The following is a 19,415-nucleotide window of genomic DNA, read 5'->3' as shown; positions in this document are numbered from 1 at the left end:
GTGCTACCCCTTATTTCTTGCCGCGGCGCGAGACGATCATGGAAGTAGTACGCTTGTTGCTGCGTGTCTTCTTACCCTTAGTCTGTTGGCCCCAAGGCGAAACTGGATGACGACCAGCTGCTGTTTTACCTTCACCACCACCGTGCGGGTGATCGACCGGGTTCATGACCACACCGCGAACGGTAGGACGAACACCGCGCCAGCGCATCGCACCAGCTTTACCGATTTTACGCAGGCTGTGCTCGGCATTGCCGACTTCACCAACCGTTGCACGGCACTCGATGTGCACGCGACGTACTTCACCCGAGCGCAGACGCACTTGAGCGTAGGTACCTTCACGTGCCATCAGCACAACGCCAGCGCCGGCGGTACGTGCCATTTGGGCACCTTTACCTGGCAGCATTTCAACGCAATGCATCACGGTACCGACTGGGATGTTACGGATTGGCAAGCAGTTACCCGATTTGATCGGTGCTTCCGAACCGTTCATCACGCTGTCGCCAACGGCCATGCCTTTGGTTGCGATGATGTAGTGACGTTCGCCGTCGGCGTAGCACAACAGAGCGATATTCGCGGTGCGGTTTGGATCGTATTCGATACGTTCCACTTTCGCTGGAATACCATCTTTGGTGCGCTTGAAGTCGATCAAGCGGTAGTGTTGCTTGTGACCACCACCGATATGACGGGTGGTGATGTGACCGTTGTTGTTACGACCAGCGGTCTTGGATTTCTTTTCAACCAGGGCAGCGAACGGACGACCTTTGTACAGGTCGGCATTCACCACCTTCACCATGCCGCGACGGCCTGGCGAGGTTGGTTTCATCTTAACGAGTGCCATTATGCAGCCTCCTCGGAGAAGTTGATTTCCTGGCCAGGCTTCAGGCACACGAAAGCACGCTTGGTATGGTTACGACGACCGTTGAACTTGCCGGTGCGCTTTTGCTTACCTTCGCGGTTTGCAGTTTGCACGGACAGAACTTCAACCTTGAACAGCAGTTCGACCGCTGCCTTGATTTCAGGCTTGGTTGCATCCGGCAATACGCGGAATACAATTTGCTCGTTCTTTTCCGCGACCATGGTGGCCTTTTCGGAAATCACGGGCGCCAACAGCACCTTCATCAAGCGTTCTTCGCTATGTTTCAAAATCGCGCTCATGCCAGCATCTCCTCAATCTTGGCCAATGCAGCTTTGGTGACCAGGATCTTCTTGTAGAACACCAGGGACATCGGGTCTGCGTGACGTGGCTCAACGACGAGTACGTTAGGCAGGTTGCGCGATGCCAGTTCCAGGTTTTCGTTCAGAACGTCGGTGATGATCAGAACCGAATCAAAGCCCAGGCCGTTCAATTTTTGCGACAGCAGCTTGGTTTTTGGCGCGTCGATCGTCAGATCGTCGATGACGATCAGGCGCTCTTCGCGAGCCAGCTGCGACAGGATCGAGCAGATACCTGCGCGATACATTTTTTTGTTCACTTTGTGGGTGAAGTTTTCGTCAGGCGAGTTCGGGAAAATCCGACCACCGCCGCGCCACAGTGGCGACGACGACATACCAGCACGAGCGCGGCCGGTACCTTTTTGGCGCCATGGCTTTTTCGTCGTGTGGTGAACTTCTTCACGGTCTTTTTGCTTGCGGTTACCACTACGTGCATTCGCTTGATAAGCGATGACGACTTGGTGGATCAGCGCTTCATTGTAGTCACGGCCGAAAATCGTATCGGCTGCAGCAACGTTCGAGGCGGCTTGACCTTGCGCATTCAGAAGCTTGAGTTCCATCGTTTAAGCTCCCTTCTTGGCTTTGGTTTTGATGGCTGGCGAGACAACTACCTGGCCATTTTTCGCACCTGGAATCGCGCCTTTGACCAGCAGCAGCTGACGGTCGGCATCGATACGGGCGATCACGAGGTTCTGGATCGTACGGTTAACGTCACCCAGATGACCGGTCATGCGCTTACCAGGGAAAACGCGACCTGGATCTTGTGCCATACCGATGGAACCTGGAACGTTATGCGAACGCGAGTTACCGTGCGTTTGACGGCCGGAAGCGAAGTGGTAACGTTTGATAACGCCTGCATAGCCTTTACCGATGGTAACGCCTTGCACGTCGATCTTTTGACCGACTTCGAACAGGGAAGCAGCGACAACATCGCCAGCTTTCAGTTCAGCGGCTTTGGCAGCGTCGACACGGAACTCTTTCAACAGAGTACCGGCTTCAACACCAGCTTTAGCGTGATGACCAGCAACAGCTTTGGTCACGCGGGAAGCGCGACGTTGACCGAATGCGACCTGAACAGCGGAGTAGCCATCTGTTTCAGGGGTTTTGATTTGCGCAACACGGTTGTTCGATACGTCCAACACGGTGACAGGAATCGAATCCCCTTCATCCGTGAAAATGCGCATCATACCAACCTTGCGACCGAGAAGGCCTAGGCTCATTTTTTCTCCATTCCCACCTGCGATTGGGCGGGGCTTGTTTAACTACAAAGTAACGTAGGACTCAAAAAAGACGAATCCATACCGAAGCCGGCTAGTATATAGCACAAAAACCCTTGACGCAACAAGTTAACACGAGGTATGTCAAAGTGTTGCGCAACGCCCCTGCGGGAGTTGTCGGCGCGCCTGAAAAACGCTGCCGCAAGGCAATTTAACGGGTGCAAACCACGGCGGCATGCGGCCTCTGGGACACCGGGCGCCAGCAGCGACCAGCGCTGGCAGTCGCAGAAACGACAAGGGCGCGTACACCCCGTACGCGCCCCCTTACCTCCATCAATCAGGCTTGACGCCCCCTTGGGCGCAGTTCAGTTCAGACCTTGCACTGCTCGATGCAATGCTTGTAGATCATCTCGCAAATAGGGCTCGAGGCCGAACCGGGCATGCCGCCCGAGCACGTATTGGCCCGGATGGCACACTCCAGCGTGCAATCATTGCCGGCCATGGCATATGAGGCGCTACAGCCGATGGCAAACAGGAATACCGCGATTTTCTTGTACATGCATGTCTCCACTTGTGTGTTTTCAGGAATGAAAGCTCATCGGCGCCACCTCATGCGCAGCAAGGCACGCCGTCAGGAGCATGGGGCCTACTTCTGGCAATTGGCCAGGCAATGCTCGTAGAGATCTTCGCAGATGGGGCTGCCGCCGAGGTGCGCCCGGCAATTGGCCACTTTTTGCCCGCACTCGCTATAGCACTGCGTGACATCGCCAGCAGCAAACGCATACGAGGCGCTCAGACCCAGCGCAAACAGAAAAACCATCGTCTTTTTGATCATATTGCATCTCCGTTTTATCTGATGGACAAACAACCAGCACGGCATGCCATCCTCACACCGCCCCGGGCGGGTGCTGCGGCGCCCGCCATTACTTAAAAAGCAATGCCAATAGCATACCGTAAACAATACCAACCAACTACCAATTTATGATGCCGCGCTCTTCCCGCGCCAAATACAAAAACCAGCCAGGGCATATCACTGTCCGGGCTGGCTGGAAGGTGGCGCATGGCGCCCGGGTAAGCCTTACTCTTGTGGCGCTCCTTTGCCAATCTGATACCAGTCCACCTTGCGCGTCGCCACCATGATGGCTGCCAGCACGGCGAACAACAGGATGCTGCCCATCACCAGCGCATTGTTTTCCGAGCTCAGCAAGCCATACAGCGCGCCATACAGCATGGTCAGCCCCACGCCGAAGCCGATGCCGCGCCAGGCGTTGTGCAGCACGTGCACCAGATAAAAGCTGGTCAGCACGATACAGGCGGCGCTGGCAATCAGGTAGGCGGCCAGGAAGGCGATGTGTTCCGCCAGGCCCACCAGCAACAGGAAGAAGATCACCAGCGACAGACCCACCAGCAGGTACTGCACCGGGTGGATCGGCAGGCTTTTCAGGATTTCAAAGATGAAGAAGGCGGCAAAGGTCAGCGCCACGAACAGCAAGCCATATTTGGTGGCCCGGTCCGATTGCGAATACACATTCACCGGCTCGATGAAGCCCACACTGAAGCGGTCGATCTGGCCCAGCGGCGCGCTGTCGGGCACCTTGAACTCGCCCTCGATCGTGCTCAGCTGCGTTTGCGCATTGGTGGCCAGCGAGGAGATGCTCCACTCGACCTGAAAGCCATCGGCGTTGATTTGGCGGAATTTCGGCGACGGCAGGAAGCGCCCGCCAAACTGCGGATGGGGCCAGTTCGACTTGATGCTGATCTGACTGTTTTTCGCCACCGGCACGAAGTGCTGGCGTTCGATGCCATCGAGGCCCAGGTCAAAGCTGAAGTGCACCTGCTGCGGCGCCGCCAGCGGCATGGCGCCCAGCGGCGCATGCAGGCCGCTGCGGAAGGCAAACAGGTCGGTGCCCTGCTCGAACTCGATCTTCTGGCCGCCCCAGTCGATTTTCGGAATATTACGGATACCGCGCACGTCCTCGATGGACAGGGCCACGAACGGCGCCCCCAGGGTCACGCGCGAATCCGGCGACTTGCGCGGCAGCTGGCTGCCGGCCGGCACCGTGAAGTCGCCCTTGAACGCATGCTGGCCGCTGTAGACCAGCACCTGGTGGATGCCGCGGTAGCGGCGGTCCGTGTCGATGTTACCGTTGAGCAGTAAATTGTTCGGGTAGACAAGCAGACGGCGCTGCACCGTGCGGCGCAGCAACTCCGTGCGCACCGGCACTTTCACTTCCTGCGCCTTGTCGTCGCCCTTGGCCACCTCCACGCGCTCCTCATACTGCTCCGTGTAGGGAATCACCAGGATGGGGCCGATGATGGTTTGTTCGCGCACCGAATCGGCGGCGATGCTGTTGACGGCTTCCTGGCGGAATTCCATCCGCTCCTTGATCGTTTCCTGAATCATCAGCAAAGGCAGGCCGATCAGCAACATCAGGCCGAACACGATCAACGCTTTGACTAACAGAGTTTTTTGCATGGCGCATCCTTGAAGTAAGGGTGCCAGTGTAAAAAAGCTGTATGCGCTGACGATGCAGTCTGTGTGAAGCGGGCAAATAAAGTGCGCTACACCAACGGCAGGCACAGGCGCGCGCAGGCACCGCCGTCCGCATGATTGAGCACCTCGACCGTGCCGCCATGCAGGGAAGCAACCTCGCGCACGAAGGGCAGGCCCAGGCCCGTGCTCTTGCCGGCGCTCGGGCGCGGCAGGGAATAGAAGCGCTCGAAGACGCGTTCCAGCGCATACGCGGGAATGCCCGCGCCGCGGTCGCGCACGGCAATTTCCACTTGGTTGCCCTGGCGATGCGCCGTCAGGTCGATACCGCTGCCGGGCGGCGCAAAGCCGGCCGCATTGTCGAGCAGGTTGCCCAGCGCCTGGCGCAGCAACAGGGCATCGCCGGCCACACTCCCCTCTTCCGCCTGCAGCCGCAGGCGCACGCCGCGCGCCGCCAGCGTGGCGGCCGCATCCTGCGCCACTTGCGCCAGCAGGGGCTCCAGCGCGATGCGCTCGGGGTGTTCCAGGCGCTGCTGCTTTTCCACGCGCACCAAGGCCAGCAGCTTGTCGATCAATTGCCGCTGGCGCGCGTTCTGCTCCAGGATACTGGCGAGGAACTGGCGCCGCTCGGCCGGCGGCATGTCTTCCTGCAGCAGCTCGGCCGAGGCCTGGATGGCGGCGATCGGGCTTTTCAATTCATGCGCCAGCGTATGCATCAGCTGCTCCACGTATTCCTTGCCTTCCAGGCGCGTGCGCATCGCTTCCAGCGCCCGCCCCAGGGTGCCGATCTCATTCTTGCCCAGCGCCGGCAGCGCCACCTTGCGCCCCGCTTCCACGTCGCCGATGTAGTGCATCAGCTTGCCCAGCGCATGGTGCAGCCACCAGGCGAACGCCAGGCCGATCAGCAGCGACAGCAGCAACAGCACAGCGCCGCGCTGCAGGATCTTGCGCTGGCTGCGCTCGACAAACGCTTGCACGCTGGCGTTCGGCTTGGCCACCGTCAGCACGCCGATCACCTCGTCGCCGTCGCGAATCGGCGCGGCCACGTGCATCACCGTCGACATCTCGTCGTCAGGCCGGCTGCGCGTGCTGCGCGCGCCATACTTGCCCTGCAAGGTCAGATACACGTCATTCCAGCGCGAATAGTCGCGCCCCACATCGCGCCCGCTGGAATCGAACAGCACGATGCCGTGCCGGTCCGTGATGGTGATACAGTAATCGAGCGTGCGCTTGCGCACGCCATTGATATTGACGTCCACGCCATGGCGCGCGTAATCCTGCATGCGCGCGGCCACGGGCGACTGCACCAGCGTGCCCGCCTTCACATCGGGCGCCACCAGGCTGGCCAGCAGTTGCGAGGTATCGACCAGGGTGTCTTCCAGGGTCGAGCGCACGCCCGGCTTGACCTGTTCCATGAAGACATTCAACAGGAACCATGCGGCCAGGCCGACGACCAGGAAGTAGCCAAGCAGGATGCGCAGGCCGATCTTCATGCGCCGGCCAGGCTGTAGCCGAGGCCACGGTGGGTGTGGATGGGGTCTAGCTGCGCGTCGATGGCGCGCAGCTTGGCGCGCAGCGATTTGACGTGCGCATCGACGGTGCGCTCGAGCGTGTCGGGCGCCCCGCTCCACACGCGCTGCATCAGCTGCGCGCGCGACAGCACGTGGCCCGGATGCTCGAGCAAAGTCTTCAGCAACAGGTATTCATAGCGGGTCAGGTCCAGCGGCTGGCCGTGAAACAGCACGCGCGCCTCCAGCGCACGCAGCTCGAAGCGCGCCGGCGCGGTCGCGGCGACAGGCGCGGCTATCGTCATGCCAGTCTCGCGCGGGACTGGCGCGACGCCTGCGCGGCGCAAGATGACGCGGATGCGGGCCACCAGTTCGCGCGGTGAAAACGGTTTTGTGACGTAATCGTCGGCGCCGATTTCCAGGCCGACGATACGGTCGATCTCATCGCTGCGGGCCGTCAGGAAGATCACCGGCACCTCGGAAAACTGGCGCAGCCGGCGGCATACTTCCAGCCCGCTCATGTCGGGCAAACCCACGTCGAGTACCACCAGAACGGGCAGGTGCGCGGCTTCGCCGGGCATCGGGCGCAACGCGGCCAGGGCCTGTTCGCCCAACATCACATGGCGCGGCGTAAAGCCATCCGTGCGCAAGGCATAGGCGATGCTGTCGGCAATCGCCTGTTCATCTTCCACGATCAGGACAGTCTTGGACATGGCGGCGGCACGCATTAGTGGACAAGCCCGGAGTATCCCTGAAGCACGCCAGCGGCGTCAATCCGGCGTCCATCGCGTGCGCCGGCGAAAAGCCGCCCATCCCAAAAAACTTATAGTATATTTATCACGGCATGACTCCACCGATACACCGTGTTTGACACCCGTCCGAGGAGACTATGAAGAACCATACCATCAGCCTGCTATGCGCTGTCAGCCTGCTGGCCGCCTGCGCGGCGCCAGCGACACTCACCACCTCCAATGAACAGCAAGATGCCTGCAACGCGGCCGAACTCAAAGGCCAGTTTGGCGAAGCGGAACTGGCTTGCGTACAGGCGCTGCGCAGCGCCGAGCAGGCCGGGGCCAGCGCGGACATCCTCTCGCAGCGCCAGTACAACCTGGGCCGCATCAAGCGCTTGCAGGGCAAGAATGCGGAAGCGGAACAACTGTACCGGCAAGCGCTGGCCACGGAAGAAGCAGCACAGCCGCGCAGCGATGCGCGCATCGGCCGCCGCATGGTGGAACTGGCGTCGGCGCTGGCCGCGCAAGGCAAGTGGCAGGAAGGCACGGGCTATCTGGAACGCGTGCTGCCGCTGCTGCCGAAGCTGTCGCCCGCCTCGCGCACGTATTCGGCGGAAGTGCTGCGCCAGTATGCCAAACAGCTGCAAGGCGGCCCGCAGGCGGCACTGGGCGCACGCTTCGACGTGGTGGCGGCCACCTTGCAATAAGCGGCTCCCGGGGCCCGGCCTACGGCTGGGCGACGTGGATGCTGGCCTTGATGTGCTTGAGGTGGGCCACGATGGTGAACGTCATCACCACCAGCAGCGACCATGAGCTCCATTTGCTGACATGCACGACCGACCACGCGCCAAGCTGGTTCGGATAGCGCCACACGCCCCAAAAGGTGCTGATGTTTTCAGCCAGCCAGATGAAGAAACCGACCAGCACGAAACCGAGCAGCAAGGGCATGCTGCGGTCGCGGTCGAGCGGCCGGAACACCACGGTGGTGCGCGCATACAAGCCCAGCGCGCAGGCGGCCAGATACCAGCGATAGTCGCCGATGTAGTGATGGGTGAAGAAGTTGGCGTAGATCAGCAGCGCGATCAGCACCGCCATCCAGTACGGCGGATGGTGGCGGATCCGCATGTCGAGCAGGCGCCAGGTCTGGATAATGTAGCTGCCGACGGCCGCGTACATGAAGCCGGAAAACAGGGGCACGCCAAGCACCTTGCTGTAGGCGAAGTCGGGATAGCTCCACGACTGTATCGCCCCCGATACCTTGAACACTTCCAGCGCGAAGCCGACCACGTGAAACAGGCAGATGGCTTTCAGCTCATCCCACGTTTCCAGACCGCTCCAGACCATCGCGCCCTGGATCGCCAGCGCCGCCAGCAGCAGCACGTCATAGCGTGGCAGGCCAAACAGGCCGGCGCGCGGCACGAGGAAGACGGTGGCAAAAAAAAGTCCCACGAACAGGCAGGACCTCGCCTCCTTGATGCCGAAATACAGGAACTCGGTCAGGAAGCGCGGCCAGCCGCGCAGGCGATGACGGGGAGCCGCATTGAGCAGGTGGGTATCGAGGGCGTTAAGCATGCGGCAACCTTATCGTCCAGCCGCAGCACTGTAAAGAGAAATTCCCCTGTGCCGCGATGGCAAGGCAAAAAAAACCAGGCACGAGGCCTGGTCCTTGACACGCCCGGCATCGCTGCCGGACGGTGGGGTATCAGCTGACGCCGATCAGAGGAAGGTGTAGCTGGCCGTTACGCCGATACGACGCATCTGGAACGATTCAGCGTAACCTTTGCGCCATTGAATCGGTGCAGCCTTGTCGAACAGATTGTCGATGTACAGGCTCAGACGCGTGTTCTTGATGCCACCGTACGACAGGTTGTAGTCGACCGTGGTGTTGCTGCCTACGCGCGAGCAAACACCCATGCTCTCAGCCGAAACCTTGTTGGTAACACAGTAGGTTGGCGAAGTCTGGTTGTCGTTGCTAAAGCCGCTGGCGTAGTTCAGGGTCATGCCGTGGTCGAACTCGCCGGTCTTCAGGCTGGCGCGCAGCTTGGTTTTCAGGCGCGAACCCAGGTCATAGTTACCGGCCAGGTTGGTGTCATAGGCATTGTCGGTTACGCTGAATTCCTGGTACTTCCACAGGTAGCTACCTTCCAGTTTCAAGCGAACCTGGCCGATACCGGTATTGAAACGGCCACCCGCGTCGAAGTCGAAGCCCGAAGCACGGGTCTTGCCGCTGTTGACGTATGGGTTGTACAGCAAGCCGATCGCGCCAACGCCGCCGAAGTTGGTGGTATTGCCCGGAGCGTATTTTTTCACCAGTGCCAGGAATTGCGCATCGGAAGCCGAATTATCGACACGCACCAGCTGCCCGGCTGGCAGGCCAGCTTCGCCGCGCAGGATGTCGGCCACGGCACGGGTACCGATTTCGTCCTTGCGTTCGATATGGTAGTAGTCCAGTGCCACGGTCCAGTTCTTGACCGGTTCAAAGACGAAACCAGCGGTGATCGAACGCGAGGTTTCCGGTTTCAGGTCCTTGTTCGCCGACACGAAGCTAGGCACGCCGCCCGAGCAATCACTGTTGCGGAAGGTATTCGCCTGCGCCTTGTCGACGGTGGTGGCTGCCGGATTGTTCTGCACCAGGTTGTTCAGGGTGCTGGCAGTCGAGCAACGACGTGGATCGCTGACGCTGGTCGCGAACGAGCTGCGGCCCAGGCCGTTACCGGTTTCGACGATGTTTGGCGCGCGGAAGCCGCCAGCGGCCGTAGCGCGCAGCAACAGGGTGTCGGTGGCGTTGACGCGCAAGCCCAGCTTAGGCGAGAAGTGCACGTCGCTGTTGGTGGACTTGTCGGCACGTACCGCTGCACTCACTTCCACACGCTTGACCACCGGAATGGTCGCTTCGGCGAACAGCGCGTAGTGATCCATGGTGTCTTTGACTTGCAGGCCGGCGATGCCGACCAGGTCGCCACGCAGCACGTTGTCCGAGCTGGCCATTTCATACTTTTCGCGACGGATGTCGGTACCGAATGCCACACTCAAAGGACCGGCAGGCAGTTGCGCTACTTCACCGGACACGGTCGCGTCGATGAAGGTGATCTTCGACTCGCCCTTGGTGGTACGCACCGGGAACATCGACTCCAGCAGCGCGGCATCGTTTTGCTGGCCGAACTTGTAGGTGCCGTTGACGATGGCATTGGTGTAGCCGGTCGCGCTCACGGCACGGGTGGCCTTGTTGGCTTTCGAGTTCATGTAGCCGACCGCGGATTTCCAGTCGAAATTGCCGATGTCGCCGTTCAGGCTCAGCATGACGCGCGTCTGATCGGACTCGGTGCGGTTGAAGTTGAAGCCCTCACCGGTATCCATCATGCGGGCACGGTATTCCACCGGCGTCGCATACGGATTCATCGCGTGGCCAACCGGCAATTTTGGATAGAAGTATGGACCGACCATCTTGCCGTTGATCGCGTCGTACCAGGTGCTCGACGACGTGGTGGCGCTACCGTTGCTGACGTTGAACGGGGCGACGATGTAGTCGTTGCTGGCGCCGGCATTGGTGATCTCGAAGTTGGCGTCGATGTTCTTGCCAATGCGGAAATGCGTGTTGCTGGCCAGCGCATAGCGCTTGGCATTGGTGGTCAGGCCGGTATACGGCAGGACATCCATCTTGCACAGCTTGTCTTTCGGGTCGATCTTGTCGGCCGGGCAGCCTGGCGCGGCGACGATGTTCGTGCTGCTCAGGAAATAGTTGCCGGTTGGCGAGAACGCGCTCAGGGCGTCCCAGGTCGAACGGCCCGGGGTCTGGCGGTGCCATTCAGGATAGTGGCCGCGCAGGTCGTCAGCGGTGTAACCGTCGTTCTTGTACGCTTCGTACGTCAGGTAGGTGTTGAAACCATCCTTGTCGATATCGCCGTAACCGACGATACCGGAAACGTTGCGGCTGCGCTGGTCCCTGAAGCCTTCAGTTTCCTTGTAGTTGCCGGTGATCTTGGCGCCTTCGAAGTTCTTCAGCAGGATGATGTTGATCACGCCAGCGATGGCGTCGGAACCATAGATTGCCGATGCGCCGTCTTTCAGGATCTCGATGCGCTCGATGGCGGCAGCCGGGATCGCGTCCAGGTTGGTGAAGTTTTGCTGCGCGCCGTCGGCCAGGCCGTATTGTGCAATGCGGCGGCCGTTGACCAGCACCAGGGTCGCGACCTTGCCCAGGCCACGCATGCCCACGCCCGAAGAACCCGTGGCAAAGCTGCCCGAGCTGTTGTTCGACGAGTCGATCGAGGTGCTGATGGCAGCGGAGGAATTCAGGATGCCCAGCGCCGTGGTCTGGCCGGTGCGCTCGATGTCGTCGCGGGTCAGAACCTGCAGCGAGCCGGCTGTTTCAGCTTCGGTACGCTTGATGCTGCTGCCGGTGACTTCGACGCGTTGCAGTTTTTCTGCAGGTGCGGCAGCTTCTTGCGCCACAGCATATTGGGAGAAGGCCAGTGTCAATGCTATTGCCAGTGTGCTTTTCTTCAAACGGGGTGTATTGCTCATCACTAAACTTTTCAAAACCACTCCTCAGATATTGTTTTCGTTTTATAAATCGATGCGTTGCACTGACCATTTTTGTAAAATAATCACACATTCTCACGCATGTTACAAATTTCTCACATTTGACGCGACCGGGGAAGAAAACAATTAACAATTGTTGTTTTAACCCCACTTTATAGGTCAGGCAAGGAGAAGCGAAAAGAAGAAAAAGGGAGGAAATAGGATGAGGGAAAGGACGGCAGCACCGCAAAAGACACGACCTCAAAGCAATGGGGCCGGGCGCACTCACGATCGTGAGCAGGCCCGGCCCCATCATCAGGCAGCGGGACACCCCGCCGGCCTGGAACAGCTGTCAACACCTGGTGCTACGGCGTTGTCAGCTGCCCTTGAAACTCTTATTGCAGTTTGATTTCAACATCAACACCAGCTGGCAGGTCCAGCTTCATCAGCGCGTCAACGGTTTTGTCCGTTGGGTCAACGATGTCCATCAGGCGTTGGTGCGTACGGATCTCGAACTGATCGCGCGAAGTTTTGTTAACGTGCGGGGAACGCAGCACATCGAAACGTTGAATACGGGTAGGCAGTGGTACTGGGCCTTTGACGACAGCGCCGGTGCGCTTCGCGGTTTCAACGATTTCCAGAGCGGACTGATCGATCAGCTTGTAATCGAAAGCCTTCAGACGGATACGGATTTTCTGGTTTGGTGCCGACATGATATTTCCTTAAAAGAACGAACCGCGCAGTCTGCACGGCAATGAGGTGATACGGGAATTTCTGACGCAACAACCGTCAGGGTCGACATGATAGCACCAAAATGCTTGCCAACCCCGGCAGTTGAATAAAAAGAAGAGCGCCGGGCGACGACGCGTCTTCTTTTATATTCGCTTAATAATTAAGCGATGATTTTTGCAACAACACCAGCACCGACGGTACGGCCGCCTTCGCGGATAGCGAAGCGCAGACCTTCTTCCATCGCGATCGGGTTGATCAGCTTGACGGTGATCGACACGTTATCGCCTGGCATGACCATTTCTTTGTCTGCTGGCAACTCGATCGAACCGGTCACGTCCGTCGTGCGGAAGTAGAACTGTGGACGATAGTTGTTGAAGAATGGCGTATGACGGCCGCCTTCGTCTTTCGACAGAACATAGATCTCGCCGGTGAAGTGCGCATGCGGCTTGATCGAGCCTGGCTTGGCCAGAACTTGACCACGTTGCACGTCTTCACGCTTGGTGCCGCGCAGCAGCAGACCAACGTTGTCGCCTGCTTGACCTTGGTCCAGCAGCTTGCGGAACATTTCCACGCCGGTGCAAGTCGTTTTGACGGTATCGGTGATACCGACGATTTCGATCTCTTCGCCGACTTTGACAATGCCGCGCTCGATACGACCGGTTACCACGGTACCGCGACCCGAGATCGAGAACACGTCTTCCACTGGCATCAGGAAGGCACCGTCAACAGCGCGCTCTGGCGTTGGGATGTACGCATCCAGCGCATCGGCCAGACGCAACACTGCGTCAACGCCCATTTCGCCTTCTTTGCCTTCCAGCGCCATACGTGCCGAACCTTTGATGATTGGCAGGTCGTCGCCTGGGAATTCGTACTTCGACAACAGCTCGCGCACTTCCATTTCAACCAGTTCCAGCAGCTCTGCGTCGTCGACCAGGTCGCACTTGTTCAGGAACACGATGATGTATGGAACGCCAACTTGGCGGGCCAGCAGAATGTGTTCGCGGGTCTGTGGCATTGGGCCGTCAGCTGCGGAGCACACCAGGATCGCGCCGTCCATCTGGGCAGCACCGGTAATCATGTTTTTGATGTAATCGGCGTGGCCTGGGCAGTCAACGTGCGCGTAGTGACGCGTTTCCGTTTCGTACTCGACGTGGGCGGTGTTAATCGTGATACCGCGCGCTTTTTCTTCTGGAGCCGCATCGATCTGGTCGTATGCTTTGGCTTCGCCGCCGAATTTCTTCGACAGAACCGTTGCGATTGCAGCGGTCAGCGTGGTTTTACCGTGGTCGACGTGGCCGATGGTGCCGACGTTGACGTGCGGCTTGGTCCGTTCGAATTTACCTTTTGCCATTTTATTCTTCCTTAGAACAATGATTTAAATGTAGGGACCGGCATTCTCGTGAAAGCCGGCCCGGAACTTCTATTACTTAGCTTTCGAGCTTACGATTGCTTCAGTCACATGCTTAGGTGCTTCAGCATAGTGCTTGAATTCCATCGTGTAAGTCGCACGACCTTGGGTCGACGAACGCAACGATGTGGCGTAACCGAACATTTCCGACAGAGGTACTTCGGCCTTGATGATCTTGCCGCCACCGCCAGCAATTTCATCCATACCTTGCACCATGCCGCGACGCGACGACAGATCGCCCATCACGGTACCGGCGTAGTCTTCCGGCGTTTCCACTTCCACGGCCATCATCGGCTCCAGGATGACTGGCGATGCTTTGCGGCAGCCATCTTTGAATGCCATCGAAGCGGCCATGCGGAATGCATTTTCGTTCGAGTCAACATCATGGTACGAACCGAAGAACAGCGTGACTTTTACGTCAACGACTGGGTAACCAGCCATCACGCCCGAAGTCAGCGTGTCGCGCACACCTTTTTCAACTGCAGGGATGTACTCGCGAGGAACGGTACCGCCCTTGATCGCGTCAACGAATTCGAAGCCCTTGCCCGGTTCTTGCGGTTCGATCTTCAGAACCACGTGACCGTATTGACCACGACCACCCGATTGCTTGACGAATTTGCCTTCCGACTCTTCGCACACTTTACGGATCGTTTCGCGGTAAGCCACTTGTGGCTTGCCGACGGTCGCTTCAACGTTGAATTCGCGCTTCATGCGGTCAACGATGATGTCCAGATGCAACTCGCCCATACCGGCGATGATGGTCTGACCCGATTCTTCATCGGTACGCACGCGGAACGATGGATCTTCTGCAGCCAGGCGGTTCAGCGCCAGGCCCATTTTTTCCTGGTCGGCCTTGGTTTTTGGCTCGACTGCCTGCGAAATCACCGGCTCAGGGAAGACCATGCGCTCCAGAACTACGCTGGCTTTTTCGTCGCAAAGCGTATCGCCCGTGGTGGTGTCTTTCAGACCCACAACGGCGGCGATGTCGCCAGCGCGCATTTCCTTGATTTCTTCGCGTTCGTTCGCTTGCATCTGCACGATACGGCCGATACGCTCTTTCTTCTGCTTCACGGAGTTCAACACCGAGTCGCCCGAATTCAGGGTACCCGAGTAGCAACGGATGAAGCACAACTGACCAACGAACGGATCGGTTGCGATCTTGAACGCCAATGCCGAGAATTTCTCATTGTCGTCAGCTGCGCGCTCAACTGGCTGCTCGTCGTCATCCAGACCTGGGACAGGCGGAATGTCGATTGGCGACGGCAGGTATTCGATGACCGCGTCCAACATGGCTTGTACGCCCTTGTTTTTAAAGGCGGTACCGCACAACATTGGAACGATTTCGCTGGCGATGGTACGCTGACGCAGAGCAGCCTTGATCTCGGCTTCCGACAGGTCGCCTTCTTCCAGGTACTTGTTCATCAGTTCTTCGGACGCTTCAGCAGCGGCTTCAACCATGTTCTCGCGCCACTTGGCAGCATCAGCGGCCAGGTGTGCAGGAATGTCGCCGTATTCAAACTTCATGCCTTGCGAAGCGTCGTCCCAGATAACCGCTTTCATCTTGACCAGATCGATAACACCGGTGAAGACGTCTTCAGCGCCGATAGGCATCTGAATAGGTACTGGGTTCGCTTTCAGACGCGAACGCATCTGATCGTAGACCTTGAAGAAGTTGGCGCCGGTACGGTCCATCTTGTTCACGAAGGCCAGACGTGGCACTTTGTACTTGTTAGCCTGACGCCATACCGTTTCCGATTGTGGCTGCACGCCGCCGACTGCACAGTAAACCATGCAGGCGCCATCCAACACGCGCATCGAACGTTCAACTTCAATGGTGAAGTCAACGTGGCCTGGGGTGTCGATGATGTTGATGTGGTGCGCTGGGAAGTTGTTTGCCATGCCTTTCCAGAAGCACGTAACAGCAGCCGAGGTAATCGTGATACCGCGCTCTTGCTCCTGAGCCATCCAGTCGGTGGTGGCAGCGCCATCATGGACTTCGCCCAGCTTGTGGTTCACGCCTGTGTAGAACAGGACGCGCTCGGTCGTGGTCGTCTTACCTGCATCGATGTGAGCGGAAATACCGATATTGCGGTAGCGCTCAATGGGGGTCTTGCGGGCCATAATTAATCCTAAATGAATGGACAAAACCGAGCAGCATTTTTTTGCAAAAATGAGCCCGGCCTCGAACAACAGATGCTTGACAGCCGCCTTGCGGTAGCTGGCTTTATATTAGAAGCGGAAATGCGAGAACGCTTTGTTCGCTTCAGCCATACGATGGACTTCGTCGCGTTTTTTCATCGCGCCGCCGCGGCTTTCAGCCGCTTCCATCAGCTCACCGCCGAGGCGTTGTGGCATCGATTTTTCGCTGCGCTTGTTAGCAGCTTCACGCAACCAACGCATGGACAGGGCCATACGACGGACTGGGCGAACTTCGACCGGCACCTGGTAGTTTGCACCACCGACGCGACGGGATTTCACCTCAACCAGCGGCTTGGCGTTGTTGATTGCGGTAGCAAAAACTTCGAGCGGATCTTTGCCCGATTTTGCTGCGATGTGCTCGAAAGCACCGTAGATGATGTTTTCTGCAACCGATTTCTTACCGGACAGCATCAGCACGTTTACAAATTTAGCGACATCAGTGTTGCCGAATTTTGGATCTGGCAAAATTTCGCGCTTGGGTACTTCACGACGACGTGGCATATCAATTCCTTTCAATCTTCAGTTGAGCGCGCGTTCTTCGCACACTCGCGGACGACCATCATAGTCTTCCACTTACTCGACCAGATGCGGTCGACTACATTCACTTAGCTAGTTGCCACTGAGCGAAACTTGGGTTTGCTGCGTACAACTTATTACTTCTTGCCAGCTTTAGCGCGCTTGGTACCGTACTTCGAACGCGATTGCTTACGGTCTTTAACGCCTTGGGTATCCAGGGCACCGCGAACCATGTGGTAACGCACACCCGGCAAATCCTTGACGCGGCCGCCGCGCAACAGCACAACACTATGCTCTTGCAGGTTATGGCCTTCACCGCCAATGTACGAAATGACTTCGAAACCATTGGTCAGGCGAACTTTAGCGACTTTACGCAGAGCCGAGTTAGGCTTCTTTGGAGTCGTGGTGTAAACACGTGTGCAGACGCCACGTTTTTGCGGGCTGTTTTCCAGCGCCGGCGATTTGCTCTTCACGGTCAAAGCGACGCGTGGATTGCGAATCAATTGATTGATGGTTGGCATCGTTATAAATCCAACAAAAAACTACGATTAATAACCCGGGCAAGATGCCCGGCGACTAAAACCTCGTCCCGCTTTCATCTACTGCGCACCGGAGGCGCCCGCAGCCACTCGATAAGGAGCGGCCATGAAATGCCAAGTAATGCGTAAACGATGAGCAGAATAAAATCGAGAACTCGCTAGTTTAGACCTTGTGTTACAGGGGGTCAATCAGTTTACCGCTTTTTGCTATAAAAAAAGGCAAAGAACGGGGGCATTTGTGGCATTTTGACTAATTTCTGGCGGCGACATACGGACGCCGGCATCCGAAAACGATTAATTATTTGGCATTCTTTCCTTGCGACCACGGAATGCACGGTCGCATTCTTGTATGAACGCGAGACAACAAAAGGATTGATAATAGCGGACATTTTTCGCTGCCTTCCCTTATGCGCTCCTTGCTTCGCCCTGCCAATCTGTTCCTGCTCCTGACGTATGCCTTGCTGACGGCCGTGCCCTTCATCCCCACGCTGCTGGGGCGCGCGCTCGAGCATCCGTGGCAGATGCTCACCTTCGAGCTGCTGGCCTGGCTGGCCGTCTGGAGCGTGTTCCAGCGCCCCGCCTACTTCCACTGGCTGCTGGTGCCGGCCTTCGTGGCCCTGCCGACGGAAATCTACCTGTTCATCTTCTATGGCCAGGGCATTTCCACGCACCACCTGGGCATCATCTTCGAAACCAGTCCCAAGGAAGCAATGGAATTCCTCGGGCAAAAAGTATGGCTGATGGGCGCCGTCATGCTGGGCGTGATCGCCTGGTGCGCCCTGAGTTGGTATGCGGCCACGCGCACGCGCGACCTGGACTGGCGCGGCAAGACGCGCCCGGCCGCCTTCGTGCTGCTGATCCTGCTGGGCGGCTTCTGGTGGTATGGCTACGAATTCGGTTTCGAGGCCAAGGCAGTCCACAGCGCCGCCGCATCCGCCAAGGCCAGCCATCCGGCGGCCAGCGGCAAGGCGGGCGCCTCCGGCTTCGGCGACGCCAGTTCGGCCGACGACGAAACGGCCGAGGAAGACGAAGAGAGCAGCAAGCCCGAGAACGCCAGCATCGCCGGCGCCGACGAGACGGGCCTGGGCTGGCCCAGCCTGCCCCACTGGGCGCGCCTGCCCTACGCCTTCGACACCATCAGCAATTCCTGGCCCTTCGGCCTGGCCGCGCGCGGCTTCGATTTCTACAAGGAACGCAGATACCTGGCCGAGCTGGGACAGAAGAGCAGCAGCTTCCGTTTCGGCGCGCACCAGCAACAGCCCGATCCCCATCCGGAAGTGGTGGTCATGGTGATCGGCGAATCGTCGCGCTATGACCGCTGGAGCCTGAACGGCTACGAACGCGACACCAATCCCCTGTTGAAACAGGAAAATAACCTGGTGCCGCTGGCCGACGTCATCACGGCCGTTTCCGCCACGCGCCTGTCCGTGCCCGTCATCATCTCGCGCAAACCGGCCACGCAAAGCCTCAAGGATGGCTTCTCAGAAAAATCCTTCCTCACCGCCTACAAGGAAGCGGGCTTCAAGACCTACTGGCTGTCGAACCAGATCTCGTTCGGCCAGTTCGACACGCCCGTCTCCGTGTTTGCCAAGGAAGCGGACGTGGTGCAATTCCTGAACCTGGGCGGCTTTACCAACAGCTCGAATTTCGACCAGATCCTGTTCGACCCGTTCAAAAATGCGCTGGCCGACCCGGCGCCGAAGAAACTCATCGTGCTGCACACCCTGGGCAGCCACTGGAACTACAGTCAGCGCTATCCGAAATCGTTCGACAAGTGGCAGCCGTCGCTGTTCGGCGTCGACAAGCCCGTCTACACGGACACGGCCATCAAACCGCAGCTGAACAACAGCTACGACAGCTCCATCCTGTACACGGACTGGTTCCTGTCGAACGTGATCGGCATGCTGAAGGACGACGGCCAGCGCACCGCCCTGCGCAGCTCGCTCGTCTACGTGGCCGATCATGGCCAGACCCTGTACGACGGCACCTGCCGCCTGGCCTTCCATGGGCATAACACGCAGTTCGAATTCCACGTGCCCGCTTTCGTCTGGTATTCGCCGCAGTTCCAGCAACATTATCCGGACAAGGTGACGCAGCTGCGGCGCCATCAGAAGGCGCGCCTGTCGACGGAAAACATGTTCCACACCCTGCTCGACCTGGGCGACATCCGCTTCGCGGGCGAACAGCCCGAATGGAGCATCGCCAGCTCCCGCTTCAAGCAGCACAAGCGCTACGTCGACAGCTATGGCTGGACCAACTACGACAACGCCATCATCCGCGGCGATTGCCGCGAAGTGATCGACAAGAGCACGCCGGAAAAGCAGGACAAATAAGCGCGGCC

At 58.5% G+C, this 19,415-nt stretch carries 18 protein-coding genes; 2 read left to right on the top strand and 16 right to left on the bottom strand.

All coding sequences use genetic code 11. The features are described 5' to 3' along the window. Positions 1 to 10: 10 nt before the first annotated feature. The 9 genes from rplB to creB form a co-directional block, all read right to left on the bottom strand. Positions 11 to 838, bottom strand: coding sequence for a 50S ribosomal protein L2 (gene rplB, locus AC1RJW_RS08310; RefSeq protein WP_034753198.1), 828 nt, complete (start codon positions 836 to 838; stop codon positions 11 to 13). Then, positions 838 to 1,155, bottom strand: a complete 318-nt coding sequence (gene rplW, locus AC1RJW_RS08305) for a 50S ribosomal protein L23 (protein ID WP_010394398.1) — start codon at positions 1,153 to 1,155, stop codon at positions 838 to 840. Before rplW ends, rplB begins: the two co-directional genes overlap by 1 nt. Beyond that, positions 1,152 to 1,772 carry a 50S ribosomal protein L4 gene (rplD, locus tag AC1RJW_RS08300; protein ID WP_034753197.1) on the bottom strand — a complete coding sequence of 207 codons (621 nt, stop codon included), beginning with the start codon at positions 1,770 to 1,772 and terminating at the stop codon, positions 1,152 to 1,154. The genes rplW and rplD overlap by 4 nt, the downstream gene beginning before the upstream one ends. A 3-nt stretch (positions 1,773 to 1,775) precedes the next feature. Then, entirely contained in the window at positions 1,776 to 2,432 is a 657-nt protein-coding gene (rplC, locus tag AC1RJW_RS08295; RefSeq protein WP_076565200.1) for a 50S ribosomal protein L3, read from the bottom strand. 367 nt (positions 2,433 to 2,799) lie between these two features. Next, positions 2,800 to 2,988, bottom strand: a complete 189-nt coding sequence (locus tag AC1RJW_RS08290; RefSeq protein WP_070312495.1) for a hypothetical protein — start codon at positions 2,986 to 2,988, stop codon at positions 2,800 to 2,802. A gap of 87 nt (positions 2,989 to 3,075) precedes the next feature. Beyond that, entirely contained in the window at positions 3,076 to 3,264 is a 189-nt protein-coding gene (locus AC1RJW_RS08285; protein ID WP_070312494.1) for a hypothetical protein, read from the bottom strand. Positions 3,265 to 3,507: 243 nt separating this feature from the next. Further along, a complete protein-coding gene (gene creD / locus AC1RJW_RS08280; protein ID WP_493044537.1) occupies positions 3,508 to 4,905 on the bottom strand; it encodes a cell envelope integrity protein CreD in 1,398 nt (465 codons plus the stop codon). 86 nt (positions 4,906 to 4,991) lie between these two features. Next, positions 4,992 to 6,413: a two-component system sensor histidine kinase CreC gene (gene creC, locus AC1RJW_RS08275; protein ID WP_493044536.1), complete on the bottom strand. Its 1,422-nt coding sequence runs from the start codon at positions 6,411 to 6,413 to the stop codon at positions 4,992 to 4,994. Further along, on the bottom strand, positions 6,410 to 7,141 hold the full coding sequence (creB, locus tag AC1RJW_RS08270; protein WP_493044535.1) for a two-component system response regulator CreB: 732 nt from the start codon (positions 7,139 to 7,141) through the stop codon (positions 6,410 to 6,412). The genes creC and creB overlap by 4 nt, the downstream gene beginning before the upstream one ends. Before the next feature lie 176 nt (positions 7,142 to 7,317). Here creB and AC1RJW_RS08265 point away from each other — a divergent pair, with 176 nt between their 5' ends. After that, positions 7,318 to 7,866 carry a tetratricopeptide repeat protein gene (locus tag AC1RJW_RS08265; RefSeq protein ID WP_436497779.1) on the top strand — a complete coding sequence of 183 codons (549 nt, stop codon included), beginning with the start codon at positions 7,318 to 7,320 and terminating at the stop codon, positions 7,864 to 7,866. 19 nt (positions 7,867 to 7,885) lie between these two features. On the opposite strand, the gene AC1RJW_RS08260 is transcribed toward AC1RJW_RS08265, so the two are convergent. The 7 genes from AC1RJW_RS08260 to rpsL form a co-directional block, all read right to left on the bottom strand. Further along, positions 7,886 to 8,731, bottom strand: a complete 846-nt coding sequence (locus AC1RJW_RS08260) for a DUF817 domain-containing protein (RefSeq protein WP_493044534.1) — start codon at positions 8,729 to 8,731, stop codon at positions 7,886 to 7,888. A 144-nt stretch (positions 8,732 to 8,875) separates the two neighbouring features. Next, positions 8,876 to 11,683, bottom strand: a complete 2,808-nt coding sequence (locus AC1RJW_RS08255) for a TonB-dependent receptor plug domain-containing protein (protein WP_493044533.1) — start codon at positions 11,681 to 11,683, stop codon at positions 8,876 to 8,878. A 392-nt stretch (positions 11,684 to 12,075) separates the two neighbouring features. Further along, a complete protein-coding gene (gene rpsJ / locus AC1RJW_RS08250; RefSeq protein ID WP_010394389.1) occupies positions 12,076 to 12,393 on the bottom strand; it encodes a 30S ribosomal protein S10 in 318 nt (105 codons plus the stop codon). Positions 12,394 to 12,572: 179 nt separating this feature from the next. Then, entirely contained in the window at positions 12,573 to 13,763 is a 1,191-nt protein-coding gene (tuf, locus tag AC1RJW_RS08245) for an elongation factor Tu (protein WP_077398776.1), read from the bottom strand. 72 nt (positions 13,764 to 13,835) lie between these two features. Continuing rightward, positions 13,836 to 15,941: an elongation factor G gene (fusA, locus tag AC1RJW_RS08240; protein WP_152282043.1), complete on the bottom strand. Its 2,106-nt coding sequence runs from the start codon at positions 15,939 to 15,941 to the stop codon at positions 13,836 to 13,838. A 108-nt stretch (positions 15,942 to 16,049) separates the two neighbouring features. Then, positions 16,050 to 16,520, bottom strand: coding sequence for a 30S ribosomal protein S7 (gene rpsG, locus AC1RJW_RS08235; protein ID WP_010394377.1), 471 nt, complete (start codon positions 16,518 to 16,520; stop codon positions 16,050 to 16,052). A 152-nt stretch (positions 16,521 to 16,672) separates the two neighbouring features. After that, complete coding sequence (gene rpsL, locus AC1RJW_RS08230; protein ID WP_010394376.1) at positions 16,673 to 17,056, bottom strand: 30S ribosomal protein S12; 384 nt, start codon at positions 17,054 to 17,056, stop codon at positions 16,673 to 16,675. Between the two features lie 425 nt (positions 17,057 to 17,481). On the opposite strand from rpsL, the gene AC1RJW_RS08225 reads away from it, so the two are divergent. Further along, complete coding sequence (locus AC1RJW_RS08225) at positions 17,482 to 19,407, top strand: phosphoethanolamine transferase (RefSeq protein ID WP_493044532.1); 1,926 nt, start codon at positions 17,482 to 17,484, stop codon at positions 19,405 to 19,407. The last annotated feature ends 8 nt before the right edge of the window (positions 19,408 to 19,415 follow it).

It is taken from the genome of Janthinobacterium sp. GW822-FHT07A03, assembly GCF_058798815.1.
The sequence above is the reverse complement of the archived record's forward strand: the minus strand, read 5'-3'. Positions and strand labels throughout refer to the sequence as shown.